Annotated in this window: 19 protein-coding genes; 11 read left to right on the top strand and 8 right to left on the bottom strand. The window is 69.8% G+C overall.

The features are described 5' to 3' along the window. Positions 1 to 144 precede the first annotated feature (144 nt). A complete protein-coding gene (gene dusB, locus OHA37_RS26190; RefSeq protein WP_266909012.1) occupies positions 145 to 1,287 on the bottom strand; it encodes a tRNA dihydrouridine synthase DusB in 1,143 nt (380 codons plus the stop codon). A gap of 64 nt (positions 1,288 to 1,351) precedes the next feature. Between dusB and OHA37_RS26185 the strand changes: the two genes are divergently transcribed. Continuing rightward, entirely contained in the window at positions 1,352 to 2,812 is a 1,461-nt protein-coding gene (locus OHA37_RS26185) for an MFS transporter (RefSeq protein ID WP_266909011.1), read from the top strand. A 71-nt stretch (positions 2,813 to 2,883) separates the two neighbouring features. On the opposite strand, the gene OHA37_RS26180 is transcribed toward OHA37_RS26185, so the two are convergent. Then, positions 2,884 to 3,339 (bottom strand): MarR family winged helix-turn-helix transcriptional regulator, encoded by a 456-nt coding sequence (locus tag OHA37_RS26180; RefSeq protein WP_266909010.1) that lies wholly within the window; start codon positions 3,337 to 3,339, stop codon positions 2,884 to 2,886. A 90-nt stretch (positions 3,340 to 3,429) separates the two neighbouring features. On the opposite strand from OHA37_RS26180, the gene OHA37_RS26175 reads away from it, so the two are divergent. The 6 genes from OHA37_RS26175 to OHA37_RS26150 all read left to right on the top strand — a co-directional run bounded on the left by OHA37_RS26175 (position 3,430) and on the right by OHA37_RS26150 (position 7,367). Then, on the top strand, positions 3,430 to 3,774 hold the full coding sequence (locus OHA37_RS26175) for a DoxX family protein (protein ID WP_266909009.1): 345 nt from the start codon (positions 3,430 to 3,432) through the stop codon (positions 3,772 to 3,774). Between the two features lie 90 nt (positions 3,775 to 3,864). Further along, positions 3,865 to 4,293, top strand: coding sequence for a polyketide cyclase (locus OHA37_RS26170; protein ID WP_266909008.1), 429 nt, complete (start codon positions 3,865 to 3,867; stop codon positions 4,291 to 4,293). Further along, positions 4,293 to 4,721: a MarR family winged helix-turn-helix transcriptional regulator gene (locus tag OHA37_RS26165; RefSeq protein ID WP_266909007.1), complete on the top strand. Its 429-nt coding sequence runs from the start codon at positions 4,293 to 4,295 to the stop codon at positions 4,719 to 4,721. Before OHA37_RS26170 ends, OHA37_RS26165 begins: the two co-directional genes overlap by 1 nt. A gap of 125 nt (positions 4,722 to 4,846) precedes the next feature. Further along, positions 4,847 to 5,878 carry an aldo/keto reductase gene (locus tag OHA37_RS26160; RefSeq protein WP_266909006.1) on the top strand — a complete coding sequence of 344 codons (1,032 nt, stop codon included), beginning with the start codon at positions 4,847 to 4,849 and terminating at the stop codon, positions 5,876 to 5,878. 21 nt (positions 5,879 to 5,899) lie between these two features. Continuing rightward, positions 5,900 to 6,493, top strand: a complete 594-nt coding sequence (locus OHA37_RS26155; RefSeq protein WP_266909005.1) for a TetR/AcrR family transcriptional regulator — start codon at positions 5,900 to 5,902, stop codon at positions 6,491 to 6,493. A 145-nt stretch (positions 6,494 to 6,638) separates the two neighbouring features. Continuing rightward, positions 6,639 to 7,367, top strand: a complete 729-nt coding sequence (locus OHA37_RS26150; RefSeq protein WP_266909004.1) for a VC0807 family protein — start codon at positions 6,639 to 6,641, stop codon at positions 7,365 to 7,367. 69 nt (positions 7,368 to 7,436) lie between these two features. Here the strand turns inward: OHA37_RS26150 and OHA37_RS26145 are convergent, their stop codons facing one another. Further along, entirely contained in the window at positions 7,437 to 8,819 is a 1,383-nt protein-coding gene (locus OHA37_RS26145) for a glycine--tRNA ligase (protein WP_266909003.1), read from the bottom strand. Between the two features lie 156 nt (positions 8,820 to 8,975). Between OHA37_RS26145 and OHA37_RS26140 the strand changes: the two genes are divergently transcribed. The 4 genes from OHA37_RS26140 to OHA37_RS26125 are packed head-to-tail and all read left to right on the top strand — an operon-like array spanning position 8,976 to position 12,143. After that, positions 8,976 to 9,959 (top strand): metal ABC transporter substrate-binding protein, encoded by a 984-nt coding sequence (locus OHA37_RS26140; protein WP_266909002.1) that lies wholly within the window; start codon positions 8,976 to 8,978, stop codon positions 9,957 to 9,959. Positions 9,960 to 9,994: 35 nt separating this feature from the next. Continuing rightward, complete coding sequence (locus tag OHA37_RS26135; protein ID WP_266909001.1) at positions 9,995 to 10,786, top strand: metal ABC transporter ATP-binding protein; 792 nt, start codon at positions 9,995 to 9,997, stop codon at positions 10,784 to 10,786. Beyond that, positions 10,786 to 11,652 (top strand): metal ABC transporter permease, encoded by an 867-nt coding sequence (locus OHA37_RS26130; protein ID WP_266909000.1) that lies wholly within the window; start codon positions 10,786 to 10,788, stop codon positions 11,650 to 11,652. Before OHA37_RS26135 ends, OHA37_RS26130 begins: the two co-directional genes overlap by 1 nt. Before the next feature lie 59 nt (positions 11,653 to 11,711). Beyond that, complete coding sequence (locus OHA37_RS26125; protein WP_266908999.1) at positions 11,712 to 12,143, top strand: Fur family transcriptional regulator; 432 nt, start codon at positions 11,712 to 11,714, stop codon at positions 12,141 to 12,143. On the opposite strand, the gene OHA37_RS26120 is transcribed toward OHA37_RS26125, so the two are convergent. From OHA37_RS26120 to OHA37_RS26100, 5 genes are all read right to left on the bottom strand, one after another. Next, a complete protein-coding gene (locus tag OHA37_RS26120; protein ID WP_266908998.1) occupies positions 12,140 to 12,709 on the bottom strand; it encodes a YcxB family protein in 570 nt (189 codons plus the stop codon). The genes OHA37_RS26125 and OHA37_RS26120 overlap by 4 nt on opposite strands. A gap of 17 nt (positions 12,710 to 12,726) precedes the next feature. After that, on the bottom strand, positions 12,727 to 13,554 hold the full coding sequence (locus OHA37_RS26115) for an isoprenyl transferase (RefSeq protein WP_266908997.1): 828 nt from the start codon (positions 13,552 to 13,554) through the stop codon (positions 12,727 to 12,729). A gap of 11 nt (positions 13,555 to 13,565) precedes the next feature. Next, positions 13,566 to 14,312, bottom strand: coding sequence for a DNA repair protein RecO (recO, locus tag OHA37_RS26110; RefSeq protein WP_266908996.1), 747 nt, complete (start codon positions 14,310 to 14,312; stop codon positions 13,566 to 13,568). 116 nt (positions 14,313 to 14,428) lie between these two features. Further along, a complete protein-coding gene (locus tag OHA37_RS26105) occupies positions 14,429 to 15,937 on the bottom strand; it encodes a nucleobase:cation symporter-2 family protein (protein ID WP_266908995.1) in 1,509 nt (502 codons plus the stop codon). A gap of 357 nt (positions 15,938 to 16,294) precedes the next feature. Further along, positions 16,295 to 17,071: a TetR/AcrR family transcriptional regulator gene (locus OHA37_RS26100; RefSeq protein WP_266908994.1), complete on the bottom strand. Its 777-nt coding sequence runs from the start codon at positions 17,069 to 17,071 to the stop codon at positions 16,295 to 16,297. Positions 17,072 to 17,124: the final 53 nt, after the last annotated feature.

The following is a 17,124-nucleotide window of genomic DNA, read 5'->3' as shown; positions in this document are numbered from 1 at the left end:
CGTTCAATACTTGAACGCAGAAAGGGTGGCACCCAGTGCCACCCTTTGAAAGTCTTACCCGTGACTATTGCGCTCATCTGAGCGAAACCTCACCCATGCGTGGCGTATGTCACGCCACGCATGGCACGCTTTGCCAGCGATTTCTCAGCCTCCGGACGTGTCCAGTTCGGCTTCCTCGCTCACGCCCGCGCAGTCATACGGATCCTTCAGCCAGCCCTCGGGCAGGACAACCCGGTTGTTTCCGGACGTACGGCCTCGCGGACCGTCCGCGCTGTCCGGCCAGGGCTGATCCAAATCCAGCTCGCTCAGATGAGCATCCAGTTCGGCCAGGGAGGAGGTGACGGCGAGCTTCTGCCGCATCTCCGAACCCACCGAGAAGCCCTTGGTGTACCAGGCCACGTGCTTACGGAAGTCGATCACCCCGCGCGCCTCGTCGCCGATCCACTCCCCCAGCAGCTGTGCGTGGCGGAGCATGGTCTGCCCGACCTCCCGCAGCGTCGGCTTGTGGAAGTCCTCCGGGCGCCCCTCGAAGGCCGCGACCAGGTCGTTGAACAGCCACGGCCGCCCCAGGCAGCCGCGCCCGACGACGACCCCGTCGCAGCCGGTCTCGCGGACCATCCGCAGCGCGTCCTCGGCGCACCAGATGTCGCCGTTGCCGAGCACCGGGATCTCCGGCACGTGCTCCTTGAGCCGTGCGATGGCCTCCCAGTCGGCGGTGCCGCCGTAGTGCTGGGCGGTGGTGCGGCCGTGCAGGGCTATGGCGGTGATGCCCTCCTCGACGGCGATCCGGCCGGCGTCGAGGTAGGTGAGGTGGTCGTCGTTGATGCCCTTGCGCATCTTCATCGTGACCGGCAGGTCGCCGGCGCCCGCGACGGCCTCGCGCAGGATCGCGCGCAGCAGGTTGCGCTTGTACGGGAGGGCCGAGCCACCACCCTTGCGGGTGACCTTGGGCACCGGGCAGCCGAAGTTGAGGTCGATGTGGTCGGCGCGGTCCTCTTCGACGATCATGCGGACCGCCTTGCCGACCGTCGCGGGGTCGACTCCGTACAGCTGGATCGAGCGGGGCTTCTCGGTCTCGTCGAAGTGGATCAGCTGCATGGTCTTCTCGTTGCGCTCGACCAGGGCCCGGGTCGTGATCATCTCGCTCACGAACAGCCCCTTGCCGCCCGAGAACTCGCGGCACAGGGTACGGAACGGGGCGTTGGTGATGCCGGCCATCGGCGCGAGCACCACCGGGGGCTGCACGGTGTGCGGGCCGATCGCGAGAGGCGGGGGGAGCGTGGTCATTCCCCCATTGTGGCTCAGCCGTGCCGTTGATCGCATGTCGTTAGTTAGGCGTACTATCGGCCGCATGGACGAGCTGACCCAGCGGCGGCGCCTGCTGATCCTGACGATCTGCTGCATGAGCCTGCTCATCGTCAGTCTGGACAACACCGTCCTGAACGTCGCCCTGCCCTCCATGCGCCGCGACCTGGGCGCCTCCGTGGCCGGTATGCAGTGGACGATCGACGCGTACACGCTGGTCCTGGCCTCGCTGCTGATGCTGGCCGGCTCCACCGCGGACCGGATCGGCCGCCGCAAGGTCTTCATCGTCGGCGTCGTGCTGTTCACCGCGGGCTCGGTGCTCTGCTCGCTCGCGCCGAGCCTGGGCTGGCTGATCGCCTTCCGGATGATCCAGGCCGTGGGCGGCTCGATGCTCAACCCGGTCGCCATGTCGATCATCACCAACACCTTCACCGAACCGCGCGAGCGGGCACGCGCCATCGGCGTCTGGGGGGCGGTCGTCGGCATCTCCATGGCCGCGGGCCCGCTGATCGGCGGCCTGCTCGTGGACTCGGTCGGCTGGCGGTCGATCTTCTGGATCAACCTCCCCGTCGGCCTCCTCGCCCTGGCCCTGACCCTGCGCTACATCCCGGAGTCCCGGGCCGACCACCCGCGCCGCCCGGACCCGGTCGGGCAGCTGCTGGTCATGGGGCTGCTCGGCTCGGTCACGTTCGGGATCATCGAGGCCCCCGCGGCCGGACCGGGCTCCCCGCTGATCCTGGGCTGCGCCTTCGTCGCCGCCTCGTCCCTGGCCGGGCTGCTGGTCTACGAGTCGCGGCGGTCGGAGCCCCTGATCGACCCGCGGTTCTTCCGCAGCGCCCCCTTCAGCGGGGCCACGGTGATCGCGGTCAGCGCCTTCGCCGCGCTGTCCGGGTTCCTGTTCCTGAACACCCTGTACCTCCAGGACGTACGGGGCCTCGGCGCGCTGGACGCCGGCCTGTACATGCTGCCGATGGCGGTCTTCGCCTTCCTTTGCGCGCCCGTGTCGGGACGGCTCGTCGCCACCCGGGGGCCGCGGCTGCCGCTGCTGGTCGCGGGCGTGACGATGAGCGCGAGCGGGCTGCTGTTCGCCGCCTTCTCGGCCGAGAGCTCGACGCCGATGCTGTTCTGCGGGTACGTGCTCTTCGGCATCGGGTTCGGCCTGGTGAACGCCCCGATCACCAACACCGCGGTCTCCGGTATGCCGCGCGCCCAGGCCGGGGTGGCCGCCGCGGTGGCCTCCACCAGCCGGCAGACCGGCGGGGCGCTGGGCGTGGCGATCGTGGGCGCGGTCCTGGCCGCCGGGATGGCGGGCGGGTCCGGTTCCGCCGCCGAGTTCGTGGCCTCGGCCCGGCCCGCCTGGTGGATCATCACGGTGTGCGGACTGCTCGTCCTGTGCGTCGGCTTCGCCACCAGCGGCAGCTGGGCCCGCGAGACGGCCCTGCGCACGGCCCGCGCCCTGGAGCCGAAGGCCGGCCCTGCACGCACGGGCGCCTCGCCGCGGCACTGAGCCGGGGCTGGGCGGCTGCTCGCGTGCCCGTCTGAGCGTTTGAGCGTTTGAGCGCCTGAGCGCCTGGCCGCCTACTCCCCGCAGGCGAAGTCCTCGCTGTTCGAGTCGATCCGGTCCAGCAGACCGCGCAGCGCCTCCTGGTCCCGGTCCGAGAGGCGGGCGAAGAGTCCGAGTTCCACCGCGTCGAGGGCCGCGTTCGTCTTCGCGAGGGCCGCGGTGCCGGCGTCGGTGATGGCGACGTTGTGGCGGCGGCGGTCGGCCGGGTCCCGGCGGCGCTCGACGAGCCCGTCGCCCTCCAGGTCGTTGAGGATCCCGACGAGCACGCTGGGGTCCACCTCCAACCGCTCGGCCAGCGCGCGCTGGCCGATGGGCCCGCCGTCCAGGTGCGTGAGGGCCATCGCGTGGCGCGGGGTGAGTCCGGCGGCGCTGAGCGCCTGCTTCATGCGGGTCTGGGTGATCGATCCGTGCCAGGCCAGCAGCATGCCCAGTCGCTGCGGCGGGTGCGTGGGGTCCTGAAGCGCCGTCATGTCCACATCGTAACAACCGGGAAATGATTGCGCCTGGACAATCGTTGATGGTATTCAATGGTTCTACATCGCCGATCGTTGGAGCCCACCATGTTCATCGCCTATGCCGTCGTCGCCGGACTGCTCGCCCTCACGCTCGCCGCGTCCGCGACCTTCACCCTCCAGCGCAACCCCGCGATCACGGAGAGCATGGGGAAGGTCGGCGTGCCCGACTCCTGGCTCCCCCGGCTGGCCACCCTCAAGGCGGCCGGGGCGATAGGCCTGGTCGCGGGCCTGTGGCTGACCCCGCTGGGCATCGCCGCCGCCATCGGCGTGACCCTCTACTTCATCGGCGCCGTCGTCTTCCACCTGCGCGCGAAGGACTACGCCTTCGCCCCCGCGGCCGTCCTCACCCTGGTCGCGGCAGCGGCCCTGGTCCTGCGCGTGGCGGCCTGACGCGCCCGAGCCGCACCCCCCGCCCGACCTCCTGGACAGTTATTCTTCGCGCAGATAGTCTGCGCGAAGAATATCTACCAGGAGGCCCCCATGTGGGAGTACGAGCACGGCATCGAGACCACCGCCGCACCCGAGGCGATCTGGGCCCTGTGGGCCGACGTCGAGAACTGGGGCGCCTGGAACGCCGACATCGAGAAGATCGAGCTCCGGGGCCCCTTCGCGGCGGGTGCGGAGATCACCATGACCCCGGCCGGCCAGGACCCGGTGGAACTGCTCGTCGCCGAGGTCGCCGAGGGCGAGATGTTCATCGACGAGGCGCGCTTCGCCGGCCTGGTCCTGCGGACCACCCATCGCGTCTACCGACTCGACCCGGCACTCGACCCGGCGCGCAGCCGGGTGGTGTACCGGATGGAGATCAGCGGCGAGGGCGCCGCCGAGGCGGGCCCGGAGATCGGGCCGGCCATCACGGCCGACTGGCCCGACACCATGGCCGCGCTGGTCCGGACGGCCCAGGGCTGATGCCCCTGACCCCCGGCGAGAGCCCCGGCTTCCTCCTCTGGCACGCCACCCTGCGCTGGCAGCGGGGCATCGCCGCGGCGCTGGGGCCCCTGGGCCTGACCCACGTGCAGTTCGTCCTCCTCGCCTGCGCCTGGTGGCTCAACGAACAGGGCGAGCAGCCCAACCAGCAGGCACTGGCGCGCCAGGCGGGCACCGACGTGAAGATGACCTCACAGGTGGTGCGCACCCTGGAACAGAAGGGGCTCCTCGCCCGCGAGGTCGATCCGGCGGACACCCGCGCCAAGCGGCTGCGCGTCACCGCGGCCGGGGCCGAGTTGGCTCCGCGGGCGATCGCCGCCGTCGAGGGGGTCGACGAGGAGTTCTTCCGGCCGGTCCCGCGCGAGGACGCCATCACCCTGCTGAGCCGCCTGGCCCGCCCCGAGTCCTGACCTCACGCCCTCCCCCACCCTCCCGCCCCGCCCCACCCAGCCCCGTCCGCCTTGCGGGCGGGGCTTCCTCACACGAAGGACTGACAGATATTGAAACCTGTCAGCCGTCATGTCATTCTCGTTCCATGACGACGAACCAGAGCACCTCAAAGGCCGGCACCCGCACTCTCGGCAGCACCGGACCCGGCATCTTCCCCCTGGGGCTGGGCTGCATGGGGATGTCCGCCCTCTACGGCGAGGCCGACCGGGCGGAGTCCCTCGCCACCATCCATGCCGCCCTGGACGCCGGGGTCACCCTTCTGGACACCGGCGACTTCTACGGCATGGGGCACAACGAGCTCCTCATCAACGAAGCCCTGCGCACCGCCCCCGCCGCGGCCCGCGAGTCGGCGCTGACCAGCGTGAAGTTCGGCGCCCTGCGCACGGTCGAGGGCGGCTTCACCGGGTACGACGGGCGGCCGGAGGCCGTCAAGAACTTCCTGGCCTATTCGCTCCAGCGGCTCGGCCGGGACCACATCGACATCTACCGCATCGCCCGCGTGGACCCCGACGTACCGATCGAGGAGACCGTCGGCGCCATCGCCGATGCGGTCACCGCCGGGCACGTCCGGCACATCGGGCTCTCCGAGGTCGGCGCGGACACCCTGCGCCGGGCCGCCGCCGTGGCTCCCATCGCCGACCTCCAGATCGAGTACTCCCTGATCTCGCGCGGCATCGAGGAGGAGATCCTGCCGACCGCCCGCGAGCTCGGCATAGGCATCACGGCGTACGGGGTGCTGTCCCGCGGCCTGATCAGCGGGCACTTCACCCGCGACCGTGCCCTGGCTCCGGGCGACTTCCGCGGGATGAGCCCGCGCTTCCAGGGCGGCAACCTCGACCGGAACCTCGATCTGGTCGACGCCCTGCGCAAGGTCGCCGACGAGAAGGGCGTCACCGTCGCCCAGACGGCCATCGCCTGGGTGCTCTCCCGGGGCGAGGACATCGTGCCGCTGGTCGGCGCCCGCAGGCGCGACCGGCTCGGCGAGGCACTGGGCGCCCTTCAGGTCGTCCTGACCCCGACCGACCTCGCGGCCATCGAGGACGCCGTCCCGGCCGGTGCGGCCGCCGGCGACCGGTACCCGGCAGCGCAGATGGCCCACCTGGACAGCGAGCACTGATCCGGCTGTACGGTCGTACTCATGCCACCCGCAGCCGCCGAGCCCCTCACCCCCGAGCGCATCCTCGCAACCACCGAGGAGGTACTGCGCCGGTTCGGCCCGACCAAGGCGACCGTGGTGGACGTGGCGCGCGCCCTGGGCGTCAGCCACGGCAGCGTGTACCGGCACTTCCCCTCGAAGGCCGCACTGCGCGAGGCCGTCACGGAACGCTGGCTCGCCAAGAGCGAGATCATGCTGGAGGAGATCGCCTCGGCTCCGGCCGAGCCCGCCCTCTCCAAGGTGGAATCGTGGCTGGAGGCTCTGTTCGAGGCCAAGCGCCACAAGGCGGGTGACGACCCGGAGCTGTTCGCGACGTACATCGTGCTGCTCGGCGAGAGCAGTGGCGTGGTGGAGAACCACATCACCGAGCTGATCGGGCAGCTCTCCCGGATCATCGGCGAGGGGGTCGCGGCGGGCTCGATCAGCGCGCCCGACGTACCAGCCGCGGCGCGCGCGGTGTTCGACGCCACCGGGCGCTTCCACGATCCGCAGTACGCGGCGGACTGGCTGGACCCGACCATCACCGCCGAGTTCGAGGCGGTCACCGCCCTGGTCATGCGCGGCCTGCGCGCCTGACGCCTGACGCCTGACGCCTGACGCCTGGAACTGTCCGCTCCGGACATCTTGATCATCATTTGGGACGGCGGGCCCTTGCCGTGCACCTGCCAGGTTCCTAGGTTCCCCCTTACCGCACACCATCAGGTCTGTTCCAGGGGGAACCTTGTCCGCTCAGCAAGAACCGGCAGCGCAGTCCGGGCCGCCGGCCAGGTCCGGATCGGCCGCCGCGATCGGCTGGATCCTGACCATCGGGTTCAACGTGGTCGCGCCCATCCTCACGTACAACATGCTCACCGACCGGGGCTGGAGCGAGTTCGCCGCGCTCCTGGTCAGCGGCGGCTGGCCGGTGGTCGACTCCCTCGTCCACCTCGCCTGGCGCCGCAAGGTCGACGAGTTCGCCGTGGTCACCCTGGTCTTCCTGGTGATCACCGCTCTCGTCACGCTGATCGGCGCGCACTCGGCGCGCGCCCTGCTCATCAAGGACTCGGGAGTGACGGGCCTGTTCGGCGCGCTGTGCGTCGCCACCCTGTTCACGCCCCGGCCGCTGATGTTCTACTTCGGCCGCAAGTTCGGGACCGACGGGACCAAGGAGGGCGTGGCGTACTTCAACGGGCTCTGGCAGTACCCCGACTTCCGCGCGGCGATGCGGCGGATGACCACGGTCTGGGGCGTCGCCTACCTGGTGGAGGCCGCGCTGCGGGTGGCGCTGGCGTACACGCTGAGCGTCGACACGATGGTGTGGGTCAGCCCCGTCCTGATCTACGGCTTCCTGGTCTCGCTGATCGTCTGGACCGTCCGGTTCTCCAAGCGCACCCAGGCCGAGGGCGAGGCGAGGGCCGCAGCTCTGGCGGCCGCCGCGGCCGCCGCGGCCGGCAGTCCGGCGCCCGCGTAACCGGCCCGGAAGACGGCAGTGGCCCGGTGCGCATCGCGCACCGGGCCACTGCCGTTCGAGCGGCGGAACCTAGCAGCCGAGCAGGCGGCTGCCGAGGTAGCTCTGGATCTGGTCCAGGGAGACGCGCTCCTGCTTCATGGTGTCGCGCTCGCGCACGGTCACGGCGTTGTCGTCGAGGGTGTCGAAGTCGACGGTGACGCAGAACGGCGTACCGATCTCGTCCTGGCGACGGTAGCGGCGGCCGATGGCGCCCGCGTCGTCGAACTCGATGTTCCAGAACTTGCGCAGGTCGGCGGCGAGGCCCTTGGCCTTCGGCGACAGCTGCGGGTTGCGGGACAGCGGAAGGACGGCGACCTTGACCGGGGCCAGGCGCGGGTCGAGGCGCATCACGGTGCGCTTCTCCATGACGCCCTTGGCGTTCGGGGCCTCGTCCTCGTTGTACGCGTCGAGCATGAAGGCGAGCATGGCGCGGTTGACACCGGCCGCCGGCTCGATGACGTACGGGGTGTAGCGCTCCTTCGACTCCTGGTCGAAGTACACGAGGTCCTGGCCGGAGGCGGCGGAGTGGGCCTTGAGGTCGAAGTCGGTGCGGTTGGCCACGCCTTCGAGCTCGGAGAACTCATTGCCACCGAAGTTGAAGCGGTACTCGATGTCGGCGGTGCGCTTCGAGTAGTGGGACAGCTTCTCCTTCGGGTGGTCGTACCAGCGGATGTTCTCCTCGCGGATGCCGAGGTCGCGGTACCAGTTCCACCGCTCCTGCATCCAGTACTCCTGCCACTGCTCGTCCTCGCCCGGCTTGACGAAGAATTCCATCTCCATCTGCTCGAATTCGCGGGTGCGGAAGATGAAGTTGCCGGGGGTGATCTCGTTGCGGAAGGACTTGCCGACCTGCGCGATGCCGAAGGGGGGCTTCTTGCGCGAGGAGGTGAGCACCTGGGCGAAGTTGGTGAAGATGCCCTGGGCCGTCTCGGGGCGCAGGTACGCCTTGGAGCCGGTGTCCTGGGTCGGGCCGAGGTGGGTCTCCAGCATGCCGGAGAACTGCTTGGGCTCGGTGAACTGGCCCTTCACACCGCAGTTGGGGCAGTTGATGTCGGCGAGACCGCCCGCGGGCGTGCGGCCGTGCTTGGCCTCGTACGCCTCTTCCAGGTGGTCGGCGCGGTGGCGCTTGTGACAGGAGGTGCACTCGGTCAGCGGGTCGGAGAAGGTGCCGACGTGACCGGAGGCCACCCAGACCTCGGGGGCCAGGATCACGGAGGAGTCGATGCCGACGATGTCCTCACGTCCGGTGACCATGGCCTTCCACCACTGGCGCTTGATGTTCTCCTTGAGCTCGACGCCGAGCGGGCCGTAGTCCCAGGCAGCCCGGGAGCCGCCGTAGATCTCACTGCACGGGAAAACGAAGCCACGGCGCTTGCTCAGGCTGACGATGGTTTCGATCTTGTCGGCGGCCACGGTGCTCTCTTCATTTACGAGGACGAACGGCGAAGCCTCAAGGTTACCGGCGCGCGCACCCCCCCTTTCAAATCGAGACCGCCTTAAACGGGCCCTCCACACCCCTCCCACCAGGGTTTTTGACAATCGTTTCCATCTTTGATGAAAATGGATGTCATGAACGTACGACGACGCCTCATACCCACCGCCGCCCTCGCCGCAACCGCCGCCCTCGCCGCGACCGCCCTCACCGCCTGCTCGGGGACGGCCGGGGCCGCCGGGGCCAAGGACGGCAAGCTCGGCGTGACGGCGTCGTTCTATCCGATGCAGTTCCTCGCCGAGCAGATCGGCAAGGACCACGTGCAGGTCGACACCCTCACCAAGCCCGGGGTCGAGCCGCACGACCTGGAGATCACCCCGAAGCAGACCGCGCAGCTCGGCGAGGCCGATGTCGTCCTCTACCTCAAGACGCTGCAGCCCGCCGTCGACAAGGCCATCGCCCAGTCCGGCGTGAAGAACATCGTCGACGCCGCCACCCTCACCAAGCTGGAGGTGCACGGCACCTCCGGCCACGACGGTCATGACGCGGCCGCCGAAGAGGGCCACACCGAAGGTGACGGCCACAACCACGGCGAGTCCGGCGAGGACCCGCACGTCTGGCTCGACCCGGTCAAGTACGCGGAGATCGCCAAGGGCGTCGGCGCGGCCCTGGAGAAGTCCGACCCCGACCACGCGGCGGACTACAAGAAGAACACCGACGAGCTCGTCGCCAAACTGGGTGCGCTCGACACCGAGTTCAAGGACGGCCTGAAGAACACGGCCTCCAAGACCTTCATCACCACCCACTCCGCCTTCGGCTACCTCGCCGAGCGCTACGGCCTCGACCAGGAGGGCATCTCCGGCGTCGACCCCGAGTCCGAGCCGAGCCCGGCCCGGATGAAGGAGCTGCAGACCCTCTCGAAGCAGGACAATGTGTCGACGGTGTTCTTCGAGACCCTGGCCAGCGACAAGACGGCCAAGACCCTCGCGGCGGACACCGGCCTGAAGACCGACGTCCTGGATCCCCTGGAGGGAATCACGGACAAGTCCCAGGGTGCTGACTACTTCGAGGTCATGCGGGCCAACCTGAAGAACCTCCAGAAGGCACTCGGCAGCAAGTAATGGCGACAGCAGTAGCGGCATCGGAGGCACGAGCCATGGAGTCCAAGCCCGGCCAGGCCCTGGACCAGCCCGTCATATCCCTGCGCGGGGCCACGGCCTCGCTCGGCTCGCGCCCCGTGCTGCGCGGCATAGACCTCACCGTCCGCAGCGGTGAGGTCGTCGCCCTGCTCGGCGCCAACGGCTCCGGCAAGTCCACGGCCGTCCGCGCCGTGGTCGGCCAGGTCCCGCTGAGCGACGGCGCCCTGTCCCTCTTCGGCACCGAGTTCAAGCGCTTCCGCGACTGGTCGCGCATCGGGTACGTGCCCCAGCGCACCACCGCCGCCAGCGGGGTGCCCGCCACCGTCCGCGAGGTCGTCTCCGCCGGCCGCCTCGCCCGGACCCGTTTCGGGCTCCTGCGCAAGGCCGACAAGGCCGCCGTGGAGCACGCACTGGACCTGGTCGACATGGGCTCGCACGCCGACGCCTCCGTCAACGCCCTCTCCGGCGGCCAGCACCAGCGGGTGCTCATCGCCCGCGCGCTCGCCGGCGAACCCGAGCTCCTGATCATGGACGAGCCGATGGCCGGTGTAGACCTGGCCAACCAGGAGATCCTCGCGAACGCCCTGCGCAGCCAGGTCGCCGCCGGCACCGCCGTGCTGCTGGTCCTGCACGAGCTGGGCCCGCTGGAGCCGCTCATCGACCGCGCCGTCGTCCTGCGCGACGGCTGCGTCACCCACGACGGCCCGCCCCCGGAGGCCCTGGGGCAGCACGCGCTGCCGGGCCACGACCACGTACACCCGCACTCCGCGCACGACGCCGAGCCCCTCCGGACGGGACTGCTGAGCTGATGGACCTCCTCGACTACGCCTTCATGCAGCGGGCCCTCATCGCCGCCGCCCTCGTCGGTCTCACGGCCCCCGCGATCGGCACGTACCTCGTCCAGCGCCGGCAGGCCATCATGGGCGACGGCATCGGACACGTGGCCATGACCGGCGTCGCGCTCGGCTTCCTGCTCAACACCAGCCCGATCTGGATGGCCACCCTGGTCGCGATCGTCGGCGCGGTCGGCATGGAGCTGATCCGCTCCCGCGGCAGGACCAGCGGGGACATCGCGCTCGCCATGCTCTTCTACGGCGGCATGGCCGGCGGCGTCATGATCATCAATCTGGCCCCGGGCGGCTCCACGGCCAATCTGACCAGCTACCTGTTCGGATCCATCACGACCGTCTCGACCGAGGACACCGTCACCGCCGCGATCCTCGCCGTGTTCGTCATCGCGGTCACCGTCGGCCTGCGCCGCCAGCTGTTCGCGGTCTGCCAGGACGAGGAGTTCGCCCGGGTCACCGGCCTGCCGGTGCGCTTCCTGAACCTGCTGATGGCGGTCACCGCCGCCATCACCGTCACCGTCGCGATGCGCATCGTCGGCCTGCTGCTGGTCAGCGCCATGATGGTGATCCCGGTCGCCGCCGCCCAGCGCGTCACCCGGGGCTTCACCGCCACCCTGAGCCTGGCCATGCTGATCGGCGTCCTGGTCTCGCTCTCCGGAACGGCCGCGACCTACTACGTCGACGCACCCTCCGGGGGCGCCATCGTGCTGCTCGCCATCGCCGTGTTCATCGTCATGACGGCGGTGTCCACCCCCCTGGCCCGGCGCCGCGCCCAGGCCGCCCGCGCCGCCGAGGAAGTCTGTACGCGGGACGACGTAAAGGTCTGAAGACCTCGGGCAGGCGGCCGCCTGGCACAATGGGCCGCACCCGAGACGAGGAGGAACCGGTGGCGACTGCGCCTGGCGAGACGAATACCGCGCCAGTACGAGGACGATCCACCCGACAGCGGGCCGCGGTGGCGGCGGCGCTGGACGAGGTGGACGAGTTCCGCAGTGCCCAGGAACTCCACGACATGCTCAAGCACCGCGGTGATTCCGTGGGTCTGACCACCGTCTACCGCACCCTGCAGTCCCTCGCGGACGCCGGCGAGGTCGACGTGCTGCGGACCAGCGACGGCGAGTCCGTCTACCGCCGCTGCTCCACCGGGGACCACCACCACCACCTGGTCTGCCGCAAGTGCGGCAAGGCCGTCGAGGTGGAGGGCCCCGCGGTGGAGAAGTGGGCGGAGGCGATCGCGGCGGAACACGGCTTCGTGAACGTCGCCCACACGGTGGAGATCTTCGGCACCTGCGCCGACTGCGCTGCCAAGGCCGCCTAGAGCCTGCGCAGGTTCCGGTCCAGGATCGCCCGCAGGGCGTCGGTGTCCGCCGGGGGCAGGATGCCCCGCTTGGGCAGGACCGTGAGGGCCACCGCCGACTTGTCGTCGCTGAGCATGACGAACGAGCCCGGTGTCTCCAGGTACGTGGGCTGCGCGCTCCACCCGATGCGCGCCTCGCTGTCGGCCGTCGTCACCCGGACTCCGGAGTCGTCGACGAGGACCCGAGCCTCCCCCGCCTTCTCCACGTAGCCGCCGAACGACCGCGCCAGCAGCCAGGGCGTCAGACGGGGAACGAGCGGCGAGAGCGCCCACAGCACCGCCCCGGCGACGGCCACGCCAACAGCCCGGGCACTGACGGTCCCGTCCAAGACCACGGTCAGCACCCCGAACAGCACCAGCAGCGTCCCGAGCACGGGGTACATCCAGCGCAGGCGCCGCCCCGCGGCCGTCGAGGCGGACCGGGCCCGGAGCGCCTCGGCGAGCTCCGGCCTGGTCGTCAGATACACCAGTTCGACCGCCCGGCCGCCTGGCGTCCCCACTTGCTCCGCATGCATGTTCGTATCCATGACAGCGGAGCCTACGGTCAGGGGCGGCCGGCGCTGCCCTCGCCCTGGTTCGGGACGGCGCCGCCGAAGCGGCGGTCGCGCTGGGCGTACTCGTAGCAGGCCTGCCAGAGGTTGCGGCGGTCGAAGTCGGGCCACAGGACGTCCTGGAACACCATCTCGGCGTACGCGCTCTGCCAGAGCAGGTAGTTGGAGGTGCGCTGCTCGCCGCTGGGGCGCAGGAAGAGGTCCACGTCCGGCATGTCCGGGTAGTACATGTACTTCGCGAAGGTCTTCTCGTTGACCTTCGAGGGATCCAGCCGGCCCGCCGCCACATCGCGCGCGATCGCCTGCGCCGCGTCCGCGATCTCCGCGCGGCCGCCGTAGTTGACGCAGAAGTAGAGGGTCATCGCGTCGTTGTCGACGGTCTGCTCCTGGGCGACCTGGAGCTCCTGGACGACCGACTTCCACATCTTCGGCATGCGGCCGACCCAGCGGATGCGGATGCCCAGCTCGTTCATCTCGTCGCGGCGGCGGCGGATGACGTCGCGGTTGAAGTTCATGAGGAAGCGCACCTCGTCGGGCGAGCGCTTCCAGTTCTCCGTCGAGAAGGCGTACAGGGAGAGGTTCTTGACGCCCATCTCCAGGCAGCCCTTGAGCACGTCGAGTACGACGCCCTCGCCCACCTTGTGGCCCTCGGTGCGCGGCAGCCCGCGCTCCTTGGCCCAGCGGCCGTTGCCGTCCATGACGATCGCGACGTGGTTCGGGACGAGCTCGCCGGGGATCTTCGGCGGGCGCTCACCGGAGGTGTGCGGCTCGGGAACCTTGTACTCGCGGCGAGAGCGCCCCAGAATCCCGCGTCGTGCCATGTGCCCAGCTCCTATTTCTCGACGTATCGAAGGGAGCGTAGCCCGCGCTCCAGATGCCAGTGCAAGTAGGCGGAAACCAGCCCGCTTCCCTCCCGCACGTGACGCGCCTCGCACGCGTCGGCATGCCCCCAGTCGCCCGTCAGCAGTGCGCTGAGCAGGGCGATGGCCTCCGACGAGGGTACGACGCTGCCGGGAACGCGGCAGTCGCCGCATATGACCCCGCCCGCGGCGACGGAGAAGTGCCGGTTGGGTCCGTGGAGTCCGCACTTCGCGCAGTCGTCGAAGCTGGGCGCGTAGCCGTTGACGGCGAGGGAGCGCAGCAGGAAGGCGTCGAGGATGAGGTTGGGGGCGTGTTCGCCGCGCGAGAGGGTGCGCAGGGCGCCGACGAGCAGCAGGTACTGCTGTACGGCGGGCTCGCCCTCGTGGTCGGTGAACCGCTCGGCGGTCTCCAGCATCGCGGTGCCGGCGGTGTAGCGGGCGTAGTCGGTGGCGATGCCGTTGCCGTACGGGGCGATGATCTGGGTCTGCGTGCAGAGCGGCAGGCCGCGGCCGATCAGTTCCCCGGTGCGCGAGAAGAACTGCACGTCGGCGTGGGAGAAGGGTTCCAGCCCGGCGCCGAACTTGGACTTGGTGCGCCGCACGCCCCGGGCGACGGCCCGGACCCGGCCGTGGCCCCGGGTCAGGAGCGTGATGATGCGGTCCGCCTCACCCAGCTTCTGGGTGCGCAGCACGATGCCGTCGTCGCGGAACAGACTCATGGGCTCATTGTCCCGTACGCCACCGACAGGACGGACTCCCCGGACGGCACGCACTCCCCGGACGGCAGCGACCCCCGCCGGGCACGAGGCCCGGCGGGGGACACCCCTTGGGAGGATCAGGCGGTCGGCGCCGGGGCGGGCTCGCCCTCGCCCGACTGGGCCGGGATGGCTGCCGTGGGCTCGTCGTCCGACGCGGCGGCGACGGCCACCGGGGCTTCGGCCGCGGGAGCGTCGGCCTGCGGGGCTTCGGCCGGGGCGTCGTGCGCATCGTCCTTGCCCAGACCGTTGAAGATCAGGTTCAGGACGATGGCGGCCGTGGCACCGAGCGTCACACCGCTGTTGAGGAGCGAGGAGAGGTCGGCGTCCATGTGGTCCTTGAAGAGGACCGGGACGGTGGCGGGGAGCAGCGCGAAGGCCAGGGAGACGCCCACGACGAGCGCGTTCTTCTCCTCCTTGAGGTCGACCTTGGCCAGGGTCTGGATGCCCGCCAGGGCGACCATCGCGAACATCACGGTCGCGGCGCCGCCGAGCACTCCGTGCGGAACCGCGGCGACGATCGCGGCGGCCTTGGGGATCATGCCGAGCACGATCATGAAGACGCCCGCGGCGACCACGACGAAGCGGCTCTTGACCTTGGTCATGCGGACCAGGCCGACGTTCTCGGCGAAGGCCACGTACGGGAAGGAGTTCAGGACGCCGCCGAGGGCGGTCGCGGCTCCGTCGGCACGCAGGGCGCGGGCCACGGTCTCGCTGTCGATGTCCTTGCCGACGATGTCACCGACGGCGTAGGTGTCGCCGGTGGTCTCGACCATGGTGATCAGCATGACGATGAGCATCAGGACGATCGGGAACCACTCGAACTTCGGGGCGCCGTAGTAGAACGGCGTGGTGATGCCGATCCAGTCCGAGTTGCTCACGTTGCCGAACTTGGCGTCGCCGAGCAGGAAGGCGACGGCGGTGCCGCCGACCAGGCCGAGCAGGATGGAGATGCTGTTGAGGAACGGCTTGCCGAGCTTCATCAGGATGAGGATGAAGAGCATCGTGCCGCCGGCGTAGGCGAAGTGCTTCGGGTCACCGAAGTCGGGGCTGCCGAGGCCGCCCGCGGCGTCGTTCAGGCCGACCGGGATCAGCACGATGCCGAGGACGGTGATCACCGTGCCGGTGACGACCGGCGGGAAGAGCCGCATGATCGTGCGGAAGGCCTTGGGGGGCAGCCAGGCGAAGGCGAAGGTGGCGATGCCGGCCGTGATGACCGCGCCGTAGATGACGAGCAGACCCGCCGTCCCGCCGCCGGCTCCGAGACCTATGGCGATCATCGGGGACACCGCGGTGAAGGTGACGCCCTGGATCAGGGGGAGCCGCGCACCGATCCTGCCGATGCCCCACGCCTGGATGATCGAGGCGATACCGCAGGTGAAGAGGTCGGCATTGATCAGGTAGACCAGCTGCTCGGTGGAGAGCCCGAGGGCGCCACCGACGATGATCGGAACGATCACCGCACCGGCGTAGAACGCGAGTACGTGCTGGAAGCCGTACAGCGCGAGCTTGGGGAGGGGGAGCACCTCGTCGACCGGGTGCGTGCTCTGCTTTCCGGTGGCGGAAAGCGGTGCGGCGACACGTGCCATCTCTGCCTTGCCCTTCAATGAGGTAGGTAACTGAGAGGAAGCGATAGGAAGCTGGTAGTCCCTGGCCGGAGTGGGTCGTTAGCCCGTTGATCCGTCAGGGTTGTCGTTGCGTCCACGTGAATCGAAGCTCCGCGGTGTTACCGGCGGCGTCTCCTCGTGTGACCGGAATTGAACGCCTGTGGGGCCGCTCACAGATATCGTCGACTTCTACAAAATGTTGACCGGGCGGCGTGCAGGATCTGGAGATTTCTCCAGTGGCGCGGACCCCCGGCGTCGACTATGTCCAACGCTTCGCGAAATCGGCGATTCCAGCTGCGCGAACGCGAAGGCCGTCCGCGGTGACGTGCGGGTTAACCCTCAGCGGGCCGTTCGGCCACGCAAAGAAGAAGGCTCCGCTCCGTCCGTCCATCTGGTGGAAACACCCCGTACGGATGGCACGCCTCCGCGGTTCACGACACGCGGAAGGATCTCTGAATCGGGGGTGCGAGGCCCGATCGTTACCTCAGATTGTGCCGTTTTCGCCCACACCGTGGACGCGGCCACGTCCGAAACCACCAGCGCGGCCGAAACGATCGCCTGCGCCGCCGTCGCGGCGGCGAGCACCGGCTCCGTCCGGCGGTGGGCGCGGCCCAGCATGAAGGCGCCTTCCAGCAGCGCGATCACCGAGCCCGCCGTGTCCTGCGCGGCCGCGATGCCGTGGCCGGCGTAGTACGCGGCCAGCGCGTCGGTCCAGGAAGTGAAGATCTCGGAGGTGGTCAGCCGCAGCCCCTCGTGGGTGCTCGCCACCTCCAGCGCGACCGTGGCGACGGGGCAGGGGTCGGCGAAGTCCAGCTCCTCCAGCGTCACGGCCGCGCCCGCGAAGGCGTCCCGCGTCGCCAGGACGGGGTCGTCGTGATGGCCGGCGCCCGGCCCGAAGAGCTCGCCGATCAGCGCCAGATAGGTCGCACCGGAGGTTCGCAGGACCTCCTCCCCCAGCTGCGCCTTGCCTCCGGGGAAGAAGTGGTAGGCGGACCCGTAGGGCGCCTGCGCCGTCGCCACGATCTGCTTCATGCCCGTGGCCGCGTACCCCTGGCGGCGGAAGAGCTCGGTGGCCGCGCCCAGAATGCGTGCTCGCGTATCGCCTGTCGTCGTCATCGGGGCTAGTCTCTCACTAGATCGGTCTATCTAGTGGATCCGACCAGGGGGAA

It is taken from the genome of Streptomyces sp. NBC_00335, assembly GCF_036127095.1.
Classification (GTDB): domain Bacteria; phylum Actinomycetota; class Actinomycetes; order Streptomycetales; family Streptomycetaceae; genus Streptomyces.
Note: the sequence above shows the minus strand (reverse complement) of the source record. Positions and strands in the feature narration are given on the sequence as shown.

Excerpts from the sequence above, each read along its gene's own strand:
- OHA37_RS26120 (WP_266908998.1), bottom strand. The coding sequence starts at position 12,709 with ATGGATACGAACATGCATGCGGAGCAAGTGGGGACGCCAGGCGGCCGG.
- OHA37_RS26170 (WP_266909008.1), top strand. The coding sequence starts at position 3,865 with ATGTGGGAGTACGAGCACGGCATCGAGACCACCGCCGCACCCGAGGCG.
- OHA37_RS26180 (WP_266909010.1), bottom strand. The coding sequence starts at position 3,339 with ATGACGGCGCTTCAGGACCCCACGCACCCGCCGCAGCGACTGGGCATG.
- dusB (WP_266909012.1), bottom strand. The coding sequence starts at position 1,287 with ATGACCACGCTCCCCCCGCCTCTCGCGATCGGCCCGCACACCGTGCAG.
- OHA37_RS26165 (WP_266909007.1), top strand. The coding sequence starts at position 4,293 with ATGCCCCTGACCCCCGGCGAGAGCCCCGGCTTCCTCCTCTGGCACGCC.
- OHA37_RS26175 (WP_266909009.1), top strand. The coding sequence starts at position 3,430 with ATGTTCATCGCCTATGCCGTCGTCGCCGGACTGCTCGCCCTCACGCTC.
- OHA37_RS26185 (WP_266909011.1), top strand. The coding sequence starts at position 1,352 with ATGGACGAGCTGACCCAGCGGCGGCGCCTGCTGATCCTGACGATCTGC.
- OHA37_RS26140 (WP_266909002.1), top strand. The coding sequence starts at position 8,976 with ATGAACGTACGACGACGCCTCATACCCACCGCCGCCCTCGCCGCAACC.
- recO (WP_266908996.1), bottom strand. The coding sequence starts at position 14,312 with ATGAGTCTGTTCCGCGACGACGGCATCGTGCTGCGCACCCAGAAGCTG.
- OHA37_RS26115 (WP_266908997.1), bottom strand. The coding sequence starts at position 13,554 with ATGGCACGACGCGGGATTCTGGGGCGCTCTCGCCGCGAGTACAAGGTT.
- OHA37_RS26105 (WP_266908995.1), bottom strand. The coding sequence starts at position 15,937 with ATGGCACGTGTCGCCGCACCGCTTTCCGCCACCGGAAAGCAGAGCACG.
- OHA37_RS26160 (WP_266909006.1), top strand. The coding sequence starts at position 4,847 with ATGACGACGAACCAGAGCACCTCAAAGGCCGGCACCCGCACTCTCGGC.
- OHA37_RS26155 (WP_266909005.1), top strand. The coding sequence starts at position 5,900 with ATGCCACCCGCAGCCGCCGAGCCCCTCACCCCCGAGCGCATCCTCGCA.
- OHA37_RS26100 (WP_266908994.1), bottom strand. The coding sequence starts at position 17,071 with ATGACGACGACAGGCGATACGCGAGCACGCATTCTGGGCGCGGCCACC.
- OHA37_RS26130 (WP_266909000.1), top strand. The coding sequence starts at position 10,786 with ATGGACCTCCTCGACTACGCCTTCATGCAGCGGGCCCTCATCGCCGCC.
- OHA37_RS26135 (WP_266909001.1), top strand. The coding sequence starts at position 9,995 with ATGGAGTCCAAGCCCGGCCAGGCCCTGGACCAGCCCGTCATATCCCTG.